This is a genomic window from Trichococcus ilyis (assembly GCF_900109135.1).
GTDB classification, from domain to species: Bacteria; Bacillota; Bacilli; order Lactobacillales; family Aerococcaceae; genus Trichococcus; species Trichococcus ilyis.
This window is the reverse complement of the sequence record NZ_FNYT01000010.1, coordinates 61,524-77,807: the sequence shown is the minus strand read 5'-3', so window position 1 is coordinate 77,807 and position 16,284 is coordinate 61,524. Positions and strand designations below refer to the sequence as shown.

14 protein-coding genes are annotated in these 16,284 nt (G+C 48.2%); 12 read left to right on the top strand and 2 right to left on the bottom strand.

Features of this window, described 5'->3' with window-relative positions; all coding sequences use genetic code 11:
• The first annotated feature begins 68 nt into the window (after positions 1-68).
• On the top strand, positions 69-1,460 hold the full coding sequence (locus tag BMX58_RS06655; protein ID WP_068623256.1) for a hemolysin family protein: 1,392 nt from the start codon (positions 69-71) through the stop codon (positions 1,458-1,460).
• Between the two features lie 231 nt (positions 1,461-1,691).
• Entirely contained in the window at positions 1,692-3,269 is a 1,578-nt protein-coding gene (locus tag BMX58_RS06650; RefSeq protein WP_068623255.1) for a peptide chain release factor 3, read from the top strand.
• Positions 3,270-3,510: 241 nt separating this feature from the next.
• Here BMX58_RS06650 and BMX58_RS06645 read toward each other — a convergent pair whose 3' ends face one another.
• Both BMX58_RS06645 and BMX58_RS06640 read right to left on the bottom strand, forming a co-directional pair.
• Positions 3,511-3,786, bottom strand: a complete 276-nt coding sequence (locus BMX58_RS06645; protein WP_068623254.1) for a DUF1827 family protein — start codon at positions 3,784-3,786, stop codon at positions 3,511-3,513.
• Positions 3,787-3,944: 158 nt separating this feature from the next.
• Positions 3,945-6,137 (bottom strand): ATP-dependent Clp protease ATP-binding subunit, encoded by a 2,193-nt coding sequence (locus tag BMX58_RS06640; protein ID WP_068623253.1) that lies wholly within the window; start codon positions 6,135-6,137, stop codon positions 3,945-3,947.
• 414 nt (positions 6,138-6,551) lie between these two features.
• Here BMX58_RS06640 and BMX58_RS06635 point away from each other — a divergent pair, with 414 nt between their 5' ends.
• The 10 genes from BMX58_RS06635 (at position 6,552) to yhbY (ending at position 16,250) form a co-directional block, all read left to right on the top strand.
• Entirely contained in the window at positions 6,552-6,818 is a 267-nt protein-coding gene (locus BMX58_RS06635; protein ID WP_068559983.1) for a phosphocarrier protein HPr, read from the top strand.
• Position 6,819: 1 nt separating this feature from the next.
• Positions 6,820-8,550, top strand: a complete 1,731-nt coding sequence (gene ptsP / locus BMX58_RS06630) for a phosphoenolpyruvate--protein phosphotransferase (protein ID WP_068623252.1) — start codon at positions 6,820-6,822, stop codon at positions 8,548-8,550.
• 165 nt (positions 8,551-8,715) lie between these two features.
• A complete protein-coding gene (locus tag BMX58_RS06625) occupies positions 8,716-9,909 on the top strand; it encodes a glycosyltransferase (protein WP_239420565.1) in 1,194 nt (397 codons plus the stop codon).
• 119 nt (positions 9,910-10,028) lie between these two features.
• Positions 10,029-10,895: an NAD(P)-dependent oxidoreductase gene (locus BMX58_RS06620; RefSeq protein ID WP_068623250.1), complete on the top strand. Its 867-nt coding sequence runs from the start codon at positions 10,029-10,031 to the stop codon at positions 10,893-10,895.
• Between the two features lie 185 nt (positions 10,896-11,080).
• Entirely contained in the window at positions 11,081-11,311 is a 231-nt protein-coding gene (locus BMX58_RS06615) for a YkuJ family protein (protein ID WP_068559993.1), read from the top strand.
• A 264-nt stretch (positions 11,312-11,575) separates the two neighbouring features.
• A complete protein-coding gene (locus tag BMX58_RS06610; RefSeq protein ID WP_068623249.1) occupies positions 11,576-12,865 on the top strand; it encodes a homoserine dehydrogenase in 1,290 nt (429 codons plus the stop codon).
• An 82-nt stretch (positions 12,866-12,947) separates the two neighbouring features.
• Positions 12,948-13,817, top strand: a complete 870-nt coding sequence (thrB, locus tag BMX58_RS06605) for a homoserine kinase (protein WP_068623248.1) — start codon at positions 12,948-12,950, stop codon at positions 13,815-13,817.
• Between the two features lie 451 nt (positions 13,818-14,268).
• Positions 14,269-14,796: a YqeG family HAD IIIA-type phosphatase gene (locus BMX58_RS06600; protein WP_068623247.1), complete on the top strand. Its 528-nt coding sequence runs from the start codon at positions 14,269-14,271 to the stop codon at positions 14,794-14,796.
• Positions 14,789-15,916 carry a ribosome biogenesis GTPase YqeH gene (gene yqeH / locus BMX58_RS06595; protein ID WP_068623246.1) on the top strand — a complete coding sequence of 376 codons (1,128 nt, stop codon included), beginning with the start codon at positions 14,789-14,791 and terminating at the stop codon, positions 15,914-15,916. Before BMX58_RS06600 ends, yqeH begins: the two co-directional genes overlap by 8 nt.
• A 22-nt stretch (positions 15,917-15,938) precedes the next feature.
• Complete coding sequence (gene yhbY / locus BMX58_RS06590; protein ID WP_068623245.1) at positions 15,939-16,250, top strand: ribosome assembly RNA-binding protein YhbY; 312 nt, start codon at positions 15,939-15,941, stop codon at positions 16,248-16,250.
• Positions 16,251-16,284 lie beyond the last annotated feature (34 nt).

The window sequence follows — 16,284 nt, the reverse complement described above, 5'->3', positions numbered from 1 at the left end:
CGGGGCATTAGATAATGAAAGATAACAATCAACTTTTAAACAGACAATAAACGAAGGAGAAACAATCTATGACCACAGACCCCAGTAATCAGACTTTGCTAGGGCAATTGCTGCTGATTGCGGTATTGACTTTGGTGAACGCATTTTTTGCGGCATCCGAAATCGCATTTGTTTCACTGAACAAGAACAGGGTGGCGAACCAAGCCATCAAAGGGGATGAAAAGGCGCGCAAAATATTGGCGCTGCTGGATCATTCCGATGATTTTTTGGCGACTATCCAAGTTGCCATCACCTTTGCGGGCTTCCTTTCCAGTGCGTCGGCCGCAAATACATTCGCGGCCAAGCTGGATCCGTATTTACGCAACATCCCGGGTGCCGAGCAGGCTGCCATTTTGGTCGTGACGCTGGCGCTCTCCTATGTTTCCTTGGTTTTCGGTGAGCTTTTTCCGAAGCAACTGGGGCTGCAACGCCCGGAAGAAGTGGCGCGGGCGGGTGCCGGCGTCATCACGGTGGTCCAGAAGCTGATGAGGCCTTTCGTCTGGTTCCTGTCGTTTTCGACCAGTGTGCTGGAAAAGCTGACCCCGATCACATTTACAAGCGGGAACGACATGTTTTCGCGGGAAGAAGTGCGGGAACTGTTGGAGAAGAGCAGTGATGAGGGGACCATCGAGCGGATGGAATTCAACATGCTGAAAGGAGTGCTTTCCATGGACAATAAAATGGCCCGGGAAGTCATGGTACCGCGGACGGATACCTTTATGCTGGATGTGAACGATGACGTCGTGGAAAATATCGAGGCCGCATTGGACTCCCCGTATACGCGCATCCCGATCTATGAAGACGATAAGGACAATATCATCGGCGTGCTCCATCTTAAAAATTTGTTGAAGGAATCCAAAAACACCCCGATCAACCAAATCAATCTGCGTAAAATCATGAACGAACCTCTATTTGTGCCGGAAACGATCCTGACGGACGAATTGATGTCCTACCTGAAAAGGAGCCACAACCAGTTGGCCCTGCTGCACGACGAATACGGCGGTCTGGTTGGGATCGTGACTTTGGAGGACATACTGGAAGAAATCGTCGGCGACATCGAGGATGAGTACGATGAAAGTTATGTCCTGATCGAACGGGTGGGCGACAACCTTTACGAAGCCGATGGCGCAACACCATTGCATCGTTTCAACGATTATTTCGGTACGCAGCTTGAATCCGCGGATGTCGATACGATAGCCGGTTATCTTTTGACGGAATTGGGCGAGTTCCCGGAAGAAAACGAGGAAGCATCCATTGAAGAGGATGGCTTGATCATCAGAACGCTGGAATTTGATAATCGCCGTCTTTTGAAAGTCGGGATCTCCTATGCGAACGAAAACGATCGGCCTGCAAAGGAACGTTTCAAAGAGGACGGGGCAGAGGTTGAAGAGGCCGCCGATGAAGCGGAAGCAACAGAATGACTGAAGTGCAGTTTTGCCCGGACCGAGAAAAGTCGGTCCGGGTGAGGCTGCTTTTTTGCAAGCGGGAGCAGCGTGCACAAAGCTTACTATTGCAACGACAATCTTGTGGAATGCTCGTATTTCCTGTATAATAACAAAGGTATTGTCGTGGGTTAGCGTGTGCATATTGCTCATGCTATCTTTTTGTTTAGACACGGATCACGATTGAGATATACAAAAAAGGAGAGCAATATGACTCAAACATTAGCAGATAAAGTAAAAGCAAGAAGAACGTTTGCCATCATTTCCCATCCGGATGCCGGGAAAACCACCATCACGGAGCAACTGTTGTTGTACGGAGGGGCAATCCGTCAAGCGGGGACGGTCAAGGGGAAAAAATCAGGCAAATTCGCCAAATCGGACTGGATGGAAATCGAAAAGCAAAGGGGTATATCGGTAACCAGTTCGGTCATGCAGGTCGATTATGATGGCAAACAGATCAATATTTTGGACACGCCCGGCCACGAGGATTTCTCGGAGGATACCTACCGCACCTTGATGGCAGTGGATAGCGCAGTGATGGTCATCGATAGCGGGAAAGGGATCGAACCGCAGACAAAGAAACTCTTCAAAGTCTGCAGCATGAGAGGGATTCCGATTTTCACCTTCATCAATAAATTGGACCGTGATGGCCGCGAGCCGATGGATCTGATCGCTGAACTGGAAGAAGTTTTGGGGATCGATGCCTACCCGATGAACTGGCCGATGGGCATGGGGAAAAACTTGTTGGGTCTGTACGATATCTACAATAACCGCGTGGAACTGACGCACCCGGAAGAAAATGAAGACAACGACTTCTTGCCGCTGAATGAAGACGGCGAAATCGAAGGCGATTACCAAGTGACGCGTTCGACCATCTATACACAAGCGGTTGAGGATGTCCAATTGCTGAAAGAAGCCGGAAACGACTTCTCGGAAGAGGCGATTGCAGCCGGAAAATTGACGCCGGTATTCTTCGGATCCGCTTTGACAGGTTTTGGTGTGCAGACATTCCTTGACGCTTTCGTGGATTTCGCTCCAAGCCCGAGCGAGCACGTGACCGAATCCGGTGAAACGATTGAGCCTACTGACGAAAACTTCAGTGGCTTCATTTTCAAAATCCAGGCCAATATGAATCCGGCCCACCGTGACCGGATTGCGTTCGTGCGCATCTGCTCTGGCGAATTCAGACCGGGAATGGACGTTTTCGTGAACCGGACCGGTAAGAAGATCAAACTGGCGCATACGACGCAATTTATGGCCGATACTCGTGAACAAGTCCAAACAGCTGTGGCGGGGGACATCATCGGATTGTACGATACAGGCAACTTCCAGATCGGCGACACAATCTATGAAGGCAAAAAAGGACTCCAGTTCGAAGCTTTGCCGCAATTTACCCCTGAATTGTTCATGAAGGTAACGCCAAAAAACGTCATGAAACAGAAATCCTTCCATAAAGGTGTGCAACAGTTGGTCCAAGAGGGGGCCATCCAATTGTACAAAACTTACCACACAGAGGATTATATTCTGGGTGCGGTCGGCCAGTTGCAGTTTGAGGTGTTCCAGTATCGTCTGCTGCATGAATACAATGCCGAAGTCGAAATGGCGCCGATGGGGTCCAAGATTGCGCGCTGGATCGATCCGGAAGATCTGGATCCGAACATGTCATCAAGCCGCAACCTGCTTTGCCGCGACCGCTTTGGCAACCCGGTCTTCCTGTTCGAAAACCAATTTGCCATGCGCTGGTTCGAGGATAAGTACCCGGATGTCAAATTGACGGCTCTGCTTTGATCGGAATCAAAAGAATAAAACAAAAAGAGAGCGGGACAGAACGCGTTTAGCTCCGGACCACTGGAGCGAACAAGCGCAGAATGGCTGCGGGCCATTCGAGCATTGTTCGTGAAGTGGAGCCAGGGGCTGCGTTCTGTCCCGCGTTTACGCACACTATGTTCGGATACAAAAAGAGACTGGGAGTTTAGTCCCAGCCTCTTTGCGTTAAGAAGAGTTTTTTTTCGATTGCAGAAAATGTCAATCATTTCAGATGAGACAGCTCCACGAAGTTATGGCCAGGCATAACTTCCACATCGTCAACGGTAAGATGCAACAACTTCGTCAAAACAAAGTCGATTTCGCTTTGTTTTACACGACGGTTTTTGTTGAGGATGATGACATCCTCGTGTGTTGCGGCTCCGGTAAAGATGACTGTGGTTTGTCCCAAAGAATAAACTTTGACAAATTGAGCATCGGTGTTGGCCAATTGCTCACGTACAAGATCAGCGTGGCTATTTGTAACATCGATCAATTTCATGGACGAACACCCCTAACTTAGGTTGGCTGTTTATAGAATAATTATATAACAACTGTTAATTTATTTAAAGAGTAAAGAAACAAATGAATAATTTTCATGCATGATCCAAACGAGAAAGGCAAGAGCTTCTTGGACCCTTGCCTTTCCTTCTGTGTTGTTTATTCAGTTGCGGTTGTCTCGGTCCGTTCGACTTTGCTGACGACCACCAAGTTACCTTCTTCGTCTGCATCGACAAACAAATCCTTGATTTTCGGATTATCCAGATAGAATTCAGCTACCTGATCCTCGATCTGATCCTGGATGACGCGGCGCAATGGCCTTGCGCCCATTCTTGGGTCATAACCCAAATCGATGAGGCGATCTTTTGCTTTTTGCGAAACCGTCACTTGGATTTCTTTGTCTTTCAGCAATTCGTTCACATCATCCAGCATCAGCGTAACGATGCGGCTCAAGTTCTCTTTGGACAACTGGTTGAATTCGACGATCGCATCGAAGCGGTTGATGAACTCGGGCTTGAAGTAATCATTCAAACGGTTCAGGATGGAGTGGGTCTTGCCTTTCATGGCGGCTCCGAACCCGACGCTCGCTTCCTGGACGCCGGTGCCGGCATTGCTGGTCATGATGATGATGGTGTCCTTGAAGCTGACGGTTCTGCCTTGGGAATCCGTCAGGCGGCCGTCATCGAGTATCTGCAGGAACAGGTGCATGACATCCGGATGGGCTTTCTCGACTTCGTCCAAAAGGACAATGCTGTACGGGCTGCGGCGGACGCGTTCGGTCAATTGGCCGGCTTCCTCGTAGCCGATGTACCCAGGAGGGGACCCGATCAATTTGGAGACGGCATGTTTCTCCATGTACTCGCTCATGTCGAAGCGGATGATCGCGTCTTCGGTGCCGAACATTTCGATTGCCAATTGCTTGGCTAATTCGGTCTTGCCGACGCCGGTAGGTCCCACGAACAGGAAGGAGCCGATCGGACGGTTTTTACGGCTTAAGCCGATGCGGTTCCTGCGGATCGCTTTGGCTACTTTGTCGATGGCTTCGTCTTGGCCGATGACATTCTTCTTCAGATCGATGTCCAGGTTCTTCAGTTGCGCTTGTTCCTTCTCCAGCAGGTCGCCTACGGGGATATTCGTTTTGATTTCGATGATTTTTTGGATATCCTCTTCGTTGACGACAGGGTCACCGTCGGCCGGACTCGGATGCTGTTTCATCCTGTTCAGGTTCGTGATTTGGTCGCGGTAATAGGCTGCCTTTTCGTAGTCTTCGGCATGCAGCGCGGCCAGCTTCTCTTTTTCGGCTGTCTCGATGCGTTCTTCGATCTGTTTCGGATCGATGGCTTTGATGGTCAGGTTCTTTTTGGATCCCGATTCATCAAGCAGGTCGATGGCTTTGTCCGGAAGGAACCGGTCCTGGATATAGCGGTGCGAAAGTTTTACGGCTGCTTCCAGCGCTTTATCCGTATATTTGACGTGGTGATAGTCTTCGTATTTTGGACGGATGCCCTGCAGAATGATCAATGTCTGTTCAGGTGTCGGTTCATTCACGCGAACAGGTTGGAATCTGCGTTCCAGCGCAGGATCTTTCTCGATCCGGCGATACTCGTTCAGCGTTGTGGCGCCGACCAATTGCAGTTCGCCTCTCGCAAGGGCGGGTTTCAGGATATTGCCGGCATCCATGCTGCCTTCAGCGCTGCCTGCGCCGACGATCTCGTGGATTTCATCGATGAAGAGGATGATTTTTTTGTTTGCGCGGATTTCGTCCATCAGTTGTTGCATCCGTTCTTCGAATTGACCGCGGATGCCGGTGCCTTGCACAAGGGACACAACATCCAAACGGATGACTTCCTTATCCAGCAGTTTTTGCGGGACGTCACCATCGACGATCTTCTGGGCAAGGCCTTCCACAACGGCCGTCTTGCCGACGCCGGCTTCCCCTGTGAGGACGGGGTTGTTTTTTGTGCGTCGGTTCAGGATTTCGATGACGCGGGCGATTTCGCTGTCCCTGCCGATGACGGGATCGATGCCGCCGTCGCGCGCCAATTGGGTAAGGTTGATGCCGTATTCATCCAAAAGACCGCCTTTGCCGCCGCGGGCAGACTCGGGAGCAGGGGGCTGCTGGTAATTCTGTTCTTGGTTTTGCTTCATCTGTTGGAAGAAGGAATCCAGGTTCCCGAATGAGAAAGGATCTGTGGGACCTTGCGATCTTTGATTCGGGTTGTTTCTTTGTGATTGAGCCGCTTTGAATTCCTGATAGCAACTCTGGCATAAGTCGATTTGGCGTCTTTGCCCATTCACGCTAGCGTAAAGATGAATGGAGGCTTGATTTTTTCCGCAATTTTGACAAAGCATGGCAATCTTCCTTTCTATATGGGTCGTTGATACATCTATATTATAGTAGTAACGGCTAAGGATTACTCGCGAGAAGGTGCTCTGACCAACTCTGACCTTATGTGCCCATTATACATTGACCTATTTTGACTTTCAAGTGATTTGATTTAAAAAAGTGATACGAAAAATTTCTTGCACGACAGGAGGCGGGACAGTCCTCGGCCAAACGGAAAGGTTGTAAAAAAAATAGTGGCAATTCAACAATTATGACAAATTTTTGAACGAATCTATTTAAAACAGTTGTAGTATAAAGCGAAAAATGGTAATCTTATTTAATGAAAGGGTTATTTTTAATCCGTTTTCCCATTTTTCTGTTATAATGGAAACGTATCAAAAGTACCTTAAATAAATACATCTCAAAAGGGGTTTATGACTATGGAAAGAAAAGAATATCACGTAATCGCAGAAACAGGGATTCACGCACGTCCAGCAACTTTGTTGGTTCAAACTGCAAGCAAATTCAATTCTGATATTAATTTAGAATACAAAGGTAAATCAGTTAACTTGAAATCAATCATGGGTGTAATGTCATTAGGCGTAGGTCAAGGCGCTGACGTTGTCATCACAGCTGAAGGTCCGGACGAAGCAGACGCTATGGCTGGAATCACTGAAACAATGGTAAAAGAAGGGCTAGCAGAGTAATATGAAAAACCACTTACAAGGAATAGCAGCTAGTGACGGTATCGCAATTGCGAAAGCATATTTGCTGACCGAACCGGATCTATCCTTTGAGAAGCGTAAAGTGGAAGATTCAGAAGGCGAAGTTGCTCGCCTCCTGGAAAGCTTTGAAACCGCTAAATCAGAGGTAAGTGCAATCAGAGACAAAGCGGCAGTGTCACTTGGCGAAGAAGAAGCACAAGTTTTTGATGCACATTTAATGGTATTATCCGATCCAGAAATGATTGGCTCCATGAACGCCAATATTCGTGATAACGGTGTCAATGCTGAAGCGGCTCTTTCTGAAGTTGCCGGCATGTTCATCGGTATGTTCGAAGCGATGGAAGACAACCCATACATGCAAGAACGTGCAGCGGATATCCGCGACGTTACGGAACGTGTATTAAGCCACCTGTTGGGTGTCAAAATCCCTAACCCATCGACAATCACGGAAGAAGTGATCGTCGTTGCCAAAGATTTGACTCCTAGTGATACGGCTCAATTGAACCGTGATTTTGTCAAAGGGTTCGTTACCGATATCGGTGGCCGTACTTCCCACAGCGCAATCATGGCCCGCTCTTTGGAAATTCCTGCAATCGTAGGTTCAAAAGAGATCACACAAATCGTCAAAGACGGCGATATCATCATTTTGGATGGTTTGGACGGCGACGTCTTCATCAATCCGGATGAAGAAACATTAGCTGCATACAAGAAGAAAGCTGAAGAGTTTTCTGCAATGCAAGCGGAATGGCACAAACTGAAGAATGCGGACACAGTGACAGCAGACGGCAAACATATCGAATTGGCAGCCAATATCGGGACGCCTAAAGATTTGGACGGCGTTATCGCTAACGGCGCTGAAGCGGTAGGTCTGTACCGTACTGAGTTCCTGTACATGGATTCTTCGGACTTCCCGACAGAAGATGAGCAGTTCGATGCTTATAAAGCTGTTTTGGAAGGCATGGAAGGCAAACCTGTCGTTGTCCGCACAATGGACATCGGTGGGGATAAAGAATTGCCATATCTGGAATTGCCGAAAGAAATGAATCCATTCTTGGGTTACCGTGCAATCCGTATTTGTTTGGCTGAGCCAGAAATGTTCCGTACACAATTGCGTGCATTGTTGCGTGCTTCCGTTTTCGGAAAACTGCGCATCATGTTCCCGATGATTTCAACCTTGAACGAATTCAGAGCAGCAAAAGCAATGCTGGAAGAAGAAAAAGCGAATCTATTGGCCGATGGCGTAGAAGTTGCTGATGATATCCAAGTAGGTATCATGATCGAAATTCCTGCAGCTGCTGTATTGGCTCACCAATTCGCTAAAGAAGTCGATTTCTTCAGTATCGGAACAAATGACTTGATCCAATACACAATGGCGGCAGACCGCATGAACCAACAAGTATCCTACTTGTATCAACCATACAACCCAGCTATCCTGACGCTGATCAAGCACGTTATCGATGCTTCCCACGCTGAAGGCAAATGGACTGGTATGTGTGGCGAGATGGCCGGCGACCAAACAGCGGTTCCGTTGTTGGTAGGTCTTGGTTTGGATGAGTTCTCCATGAGCGCATCCAGCGTCCTGAAAACACGCAGCTTGATGAAACGCTTGGATTCCAAAGAAATGGAAGCATTAGCGGACAAAGCGATCAACGAGTGCACAACTGTTGAAGAAGTTATCGCATTGGTTGAAGAAATGAAAGCTAAATTAGACTAAGCCGATTGAGGCGAATGAGAGACCGGACGTGCTTGCGTGTCCGGTCTCTTTTTTGCTACCATTGACGAGATGGGTGACAAATATCGGAATATTCTATATACTGAACGTATTGAGCTATTTTAAAATTTGATAGGATTTTTCCGAGGTGAAGTCATGAGAATAGGCATGTTTACAGATTCGTATTTTCCTCAAGTGAGCGGAGTGTCCACTTCTATCCGCATCCTGAAAGAGGAATTGGAAGCAAAAGGTCATGAAGTCATCATTTTCACTACGACTGACCCCAATGCCCGCGAAGATGAAAAAAATATCATTCGGTTGACCAGTATCCCGTTTCTGTCTTTCAGAGACCGCAGGATCGCGGTCAAAGGGATGAACAGAGCGCTGAAGGAAGCCAAGAAACAAAAGATAGATATCGTGCACACACATACTGAGTTCAGTTTGGGGTTGACCGGCAAATTTGTAGGATATATGCTGCAGATTCCGACAGTGCATACTTACCACACCATGTACGAAAAATATCTGCATTATATCGCTAACGGCCGAGTGGTGAAGCCTAAGGCAGTGAAAATCGCATCCCGTTATTTCTGCAATCGGACGATGGGCATCATCGCCCCCAGTCAGCAAATGAAAGAAAAACTGGCATCCTACAATATCTACAAGGAAATCCGCGTCATTCCGACAGGGGTCCAGATACCGGATCGGATCGAGGGCATCAAAGCGCGAAAACGCGAAGAATTAGGCATTTCGGATTCCGAATTGGTTTTGCTCTCCCTCAGCAGGCTGTCGTCGGAGAAAAATCTGGATAAGCTTCTGCATGCCCTCCCGGAGGTTGTAGAGGCCTATCCGACAGCAAAGCTCATTTTCGTGGGCGATGGACCCATGCGTCGGGAGTTGGAAACGTTGGTTGGGGATATGCAGCTGAGCCGGAACGTGATTTTTGTTGGAGAAGTGAAGAATGAGGATGTGAAGGAATATTACCAGATGGCGGATATTTACATCAACGCCTCGGAATCGGAAACGCAAGGGCTTACCTATCTTGAGTCGATTGTGAACGGGTGCCCGGTCATCGCCAAGCGGAACGATTATTTAGCCGATCTGATCACGGAAAACAGCTTAGGGATGTTGTTCGCTGAGGATGCAAAAATCGGAGAGACCATCATCGCCTATGCGGATTTCTACCATCATTCGGATGTTGCGACAAACCAAGAGGTATGGGATGAACTGATGCAAAAAATCTCTTCCGAAGCATTTGCGGATGCCGTATTGAGCTATTATAAAACGAGTATCGACATTTATGAAGCGCACCCGCGCGAAGAAGTGAAATTGAGAGTGAATCTCTTGGAAAAAATCAGACGCTGAACTGGAGCGCCGGGAAACAGATTGCTTGGATAATCTGTTTCCCGGCGCATTTTTGTTTTTATCTGCGCCAGCCGTAAGGTATACTGTTATCATAGCGTTTAGAAGGGACGGTTGAATAAATGAAAAAAATCGGATTTATCGGAACAGGTGTCATGGGCTCGTCCATGATCAGACATCTTTTGGGTGCGGGGCATTCTGTGCATGTCTATAACCGGACGAAAAGCAGGGCAGATGCGGTCGTCTCTGAAGGGGCTGTCTGGTGCGATACGCCTGCCGCCGTGACGGAACAATCGGATATTGTCATCACGATTGTCGGTTATCCTGCTGACGTTGAAGAGACCTATTTTGGGGAGAACGGAATCTTTTCAAAAGCGGACGAACACCACATCCTCGTGGATATGACCACGAGCACGCCGACTTTGGCGGAAAAAATATATGCTTTCGGGAAAGAAAGAGGGATTCGGACGTTGGATGCCCCTGTGTCAGGGGGAGACAAGGGTGCAAAGAACGGAACGCTCACAACGATGGTCGGAGGAGATCAAGCTGCGTTTGAAGAAGCAAAAGAAGTCCTGTCCGTCTTTTCCAGCATGGTGATGCTGCAGGGGCCAGCCGGCAGCGGCCAGCATACAAAAATGGCCAACCAGATCATGGTGGCCGGAACGATGACCGGCATGACTGAACTATTGGTTTATTCGAAAGCCGCCGGGCTCGACCTGGAACGCGTGATCGAACAAGTCGGTTCCGGAAGTGCAGCAAACTGGTCTTTGACGAACTATGCTCCGAGAATCCTGAAGCAAGATTACTCTGCAGGTTTTTTCGTCAAACATTTTGTCAAGGACCTGAAGATTGCTTTGGATGAAGCGGATCGGTTGGGCATCGAGTTGCCGGCGACCAAGCAAGCAGCGGCGCTGTATGAACAATTGGCAGTCAAAGGATTTGCTGATGACGGCACGCAGGCGCTGGTGAAACTTTGGTGGGGAGAGTAGCTTGCAGCTGGAGCTGTGAAGTCGTTCCGATCCATCGTATGAACCTTGTTTTGAAAGGTTTTTCAGAGACGTCGTGACACAATACTCAAATATTGTTTTTCTTGGATAAATTACAGTAAATTGATGCGCAGTCAGAAAAAAAGTGCTAGAATAAATAAGAAGTTAGTCTTGAAAGGGGAAATATCATGAAACCTTCACAGCTCTCAGCGATCCTTCGTCGCCTAGAAGTAATGATGGAAGACAATGGTGATGTCGAAATCCGTCGTTTTGAAAAAGAAGGCGTAGAACGTTGCGTCGTTAAATACAACCGCGATACGGAAAGTTTTGAATTGGAAGAACACGATTCAAACCAAACTTATCAATTTGATGATCTTGATTTAGTTGCCATCGAAATTTACGAATTATTGCAAGATTAATTCATCCAGCTATGCATGAATGAAGGCAGCAGGGAAATGAGCCAGCTCATTTTCCCTGCTGCCTTTTTTTGTTTGCCGTTTTTTCTTTTCCGACAGAAGACTCCCGCATCAAGTATTGAACCGGGCGCAGCCCAACGAGCAGGCGGGAGATAGTAGTTCAAGGGAATCGAGTGGCAAACATTAAAATTTTTTAATTTTTATGTAGAGTAATTCCGCAACTTTCAGTATACTGTGTAATAAGGAAATAATTGAAGAGGTGGAATAATGGCAAACAAGATTTACGTAGGTTTATTAGGACTAGGAACGATAGGAACTGGCGTTGCCCGCATCATCGGTGGCCACCAAAACAAAATCAATCAGGTCGTCGGACAGGAAGTTGTCATCAAAACGGTTCTGGACCGCGATGTCGACAAATGCAAAGCGTTCTTCGGCGATTCGGTTCATTGCACCGATGACTTCGATGATATCTTGAATGACGAAGAAATTTCGATCATCGTCGAGTTGATCGGCTATGTTCCGGCGGCAAAAGACTACATTTCCAAAGCTTTGGCGGCTGGGAAGCATGTCGTTTCGGCGAACAAAGATCTGGTGGCTTTGCACGGGAAAGAATTGGTCACGTTGGCGAAAGCAAACAAATGCGATTTCTTGTACGAAGCAGCGGTTGCCGGCGGCGTTCCGATTTTGCGTGCCATCACAGAAAGTTTCGCTTCCGATAATATCCAAAAAGTGATGGGGATCGTGAACGGTACGACCAATTTCATGATGACCAAAATGGACAAAGAAGGCTATTCTTATGATGAGGCGCTGACTTTGGCCCAAGAGTTGGGCTTTGCCGAGAAGAATCCTACCAGCGATGTCGATGGCTTGGATGCGGCCCGCAAAATGGTCATTTTGGCCCGTCTTGCTTTCGGAACGAATGATGTGACGTTGGATGATGTGGCAGTTACGGGTATCCGCAACGTTTCCATCAACGACATCAAGTTGGCGAACCGTTTAGGCTACAAAATCAAGCTGATCGGCACTGCTGAAAAAATCGACGACAGCGTCAACGTGGAAGTCGGACCGGTATTCGTGCCCGAATCGCATCCGTTGGCCAGCGTCAACAATGAAATGAACGCAGTCTTTGTCGCTGGGGAAGCCCTTGGGGAGACGATGTTCTACGGAGCCGGAGCCGGTGAGTTGCCTACTGCAACAGCCGTCGTCAGTGATGTGATGAACATCGCCAAAAACATCCTTTTGGGAACGACCGGAAACATCTTCAACGAGTACGAGGTGGAGACCCGAATCGCGAAGCCGGAGCAGGTCATCAATCCTGTCTTTATGCGCTTGGAAGTCACCGATCGCGCGGGCCAGTTTTTGGAATTGGCGAAAATCTTCGCAACTGCAGAAGTCAGCTTCGATAAAATCATTCAGGAGCCTTTGGCAAACGGCAAAGCGATCATCGTCATCGTTACGCACCCGATGTCCAAAGCGCAGGAAAATGAAATCATCCAAGCGATGGAAGATAATGATGATATGAAATTGAAGGTCCATTTCAAAGTATTGGAGCACTGATCGGCCTTTCGTTTTATTCCGAATAAATACTAGATCAAGAAATGATGGACCATCGTTCTTTTGGAAAGGATTGATTAGTAGGATGTTTGAAATCCGTGTACCGGCAACTTCCGCCAATTTGGGGCCAGGCTTTGATTCCCTCGGATTGGCTGTCTCGTTATATTTGACGTTGACCGTAAAAGAAGAGGCCGACGAGTGGGAAATCCTCCATGATTTGGGAGCGGGGATCCCGACTGACAAAACGAATCTGATTATTGAAACGGCATTGTCCTTGGCGCCGCATATGACACCAAGAAAAATCTCGATGACGAGTGAAGTTCCTGCCGCGAGAGGATTGGGCAGCAGTTCGGCTGCCATCGTCGCAGGGATCGAGCTGGCCAATCAATGCGCCGATCTGCGATTGAGCGTCGATGATAAAATCCAGATCGCAACGCGCATTGAAGGCCATCCCGACAACGTGACGCCTGCGATCACAGGGGACTTTACAGTCGGCACTGTCTTGGATTCAAAAGTCTATTGGACGAAAGCCAGTTTTCCTGAAACTGCTTTAGTAGTGACAATTCCGGAAAAGGAGTTGTTGACGAAGGAGAGCAGGGCTGTCCTGCCGGAATCGCTGCCGTTCAAGGAAGCCGTCAGAGGCAGCAGCATCTCGAATATGCTGGTGGCGGCTGTCTTTTCGGGTGACATCGAAAAAGCTGGCGCATTGATGGAGCAGGATGTCTTCCATGAGCCTTATCGGGGCAAATTGGTTCCGGAGCTGAGTCAAGTCCGGGAATTGGGTCATGAGCTGGGGGCGTACGGTACTTACCTAAGCGGTGCGGGTACGACGATCCTGACGATGATCCAGCCAGAAAAGGCAGCGGCATTCGCCGCGGCGGCAAAAGCCGCTGTCAAAGACTGTGAAGTCAAGCTGCTGCATGTCGAAAAAAATGGCGTGCAAGTAATCAAATAAGCAGAGTGCCCGAGGAGCAATCCTTGGGTTTTTTTGCTTATATGCACCTGGATAGCATCGGGCTCATCCCTCTGTCTTAAACGTGTTCTGAATCCCAGAAATCTGTGCCTAAGCTGACTACCACACACGGACAAAAAGCGTCCGCTTAGTGTTAGTCCTCTTAGTGCTCGATTTCTACCCGGGATTCATCACACTCTCGCAGTCCATCGCGCTCTTGTATTTTTTGGTTTATGCTTTATAATGTTACTGGAATGGGGTTATAATATACAATTAGATAGTAGTGAGGCTGGGTCAAAACTTTTTGTGGGGTACAGGATGCTTGTTTCGGGTTGTGTGCTGTGCAGTTTTTCGGTTTTGGGGCGCGACTTGGGGTATATTGGCCTCGGGTTCTGCTTGAAAAGTGACGTTGTTGCTTTTACCCATCCTCTTATTTTTTTGACAAGGAGACGTTATGCTAAACAAATTCAAACCGACATGGATGGTGGAGTCCATCTATCACATCACTCCGGAACAACTCGAGAAGAACAACATCAATGGCGTATTGACCGATCTGGACAATACTTTGATTGCCTGGAACAATCCGGAAGGGACGCAGGAATTGAAGGATTGGATTGCCTTGATGAAAGAAAATGCGATACCTGTCGTGATCATATCCAACAACAGTGATAAGCGCATCAAAGTGATTGCGGACAAGCTGCAATTGCCGTACGTGCCAAGATCGATGAAGCCTTCCCGCCGCGGCTACCTCAAAGCGGCAGAGAAACTGCAGTTGCCTTTGGAACAGTGTTTAATGGTCGGGGACCAGTTGCTGACGGATGTTTTCGGTGCAAACCGGACCGGCATCAAGACTGTGTGGGTTATGCCGATCATCAATTCGGACGGATGGAATACGCGCATCAACCGTTTCTTTGAAAGAAAACTGCTGAAACGATTGTTGAAAAATGATCCAGGAATGATATGGAGGAAATCACTTGACTAAAGAAGTATTAACAGAAGATCTCTATTGCATCGGCTGTGGGGCGAAAATCCAAACCGATGATCCGACCGAACGGGGTTACACACCGGCAGCTGCCTTGCGGAAGGGATTGGAATCCGGGCAATTATACTGCCAGCGCTGTTTCAGACTGCGCCACTACAACCAAATGGAAAAAGTTTCCGTCACGGACGATGAATTTTTGGCGATGCTGAACACCATTTCCATGGAAGATGCCTTGATCGTCAACGTCATCGACTTGTTTGATGTATACGGCAGCATGATCCCGGGCTTGCATCGCTTTGCGGGAAACAACAAAGTGCTGGTTGTCGGCAACAAGGTGGACGTTTTGCCGAAGTCGGTCAAGCTGTCGCGTGTGAAGCAATGGTTGACCGAACAAGTTCAGGCAGTCGGCTTGCGTCCGGTTGATGTCGTCTTGGTCAGCGGCAAAAAAGCGACATCCATCGATGACTTGTTGGAAACCATTGAGGAAGAGCGCGACGGCAAAGATGTTTATGTCGTGGGTGTAACCAATGTCGGAAAATCCACTGTCATGAACCAGATCATCCGGGCCGCTACCGGAAATAAAGAGGACGTCATCACGACTTCCCAATTCCCGGGCACAACCTTGGATCAGATCCGTATTCCGCTGGATGACGGTCATTTCCTGATCGACACGCCAGGGATCATCCATCACCATCAAATGGCGCATGTGTTGAGCCCGAAAGAATTGAAGCTCGTGGCGCCGCAGCATGAAATCAAACCGATCACCTATCAATTGAATCCAGAACAAACGCTGTTCCTGGGCGGAGCCTCGCGTTTTGATTTCATCAGCGGGGAAAGGTCTTCCTTCACCTGCTACTTCTCGAACGACCTGAAAATCCATCGCACCAAATTGGAGAAGGCCGATGAGTTCTATGCGAAACATCTGGGTGGACTGCTGCAGCCGCCGTCTGCGGAAGACGCGGAAAATTTCCCGCCGTTGGTCAGACGCGAATTCAACGTCAAGGTACCGTCGGATATCGTATTTTCCGGATTGGGATGGATAACTGTCCGCAAACCAGGCAAAGTCGCAGCATGGGTCCCGCAAGGCGTAGACGCTGTCATGCGCAAACCGATCATTTAAAAAGAAAAGACTGAGGTGTCCAATGGAATTAAGAGGCAAACAAAAACAATATCTGAAAAAAGAAGCGCACCATATGAATCCGCTCTTCCAAGTGGGTAAAGGCGGGTTGAACGAGGAAATGCTGATCCAAATCGGGGAAGCGCTGGAAAAAAGAGAGCTGCTGAAGATCACGCTTCTGCAGAACACCGATGAGGAGACGGAAGACGTCGCTGCCGCAATCGAGGAAAACCTGCAGGCAACTGTGGTCCAACAGATCGGCCGCACGCTCGTTCTGTTCAAACCATCATCAAAAGAAAAAAATCGTCGTTATTCGACAGTCGTCGAAAAAATCTAAGTGCAGGCCAATCCATATTTTATTGAGGTGAGAC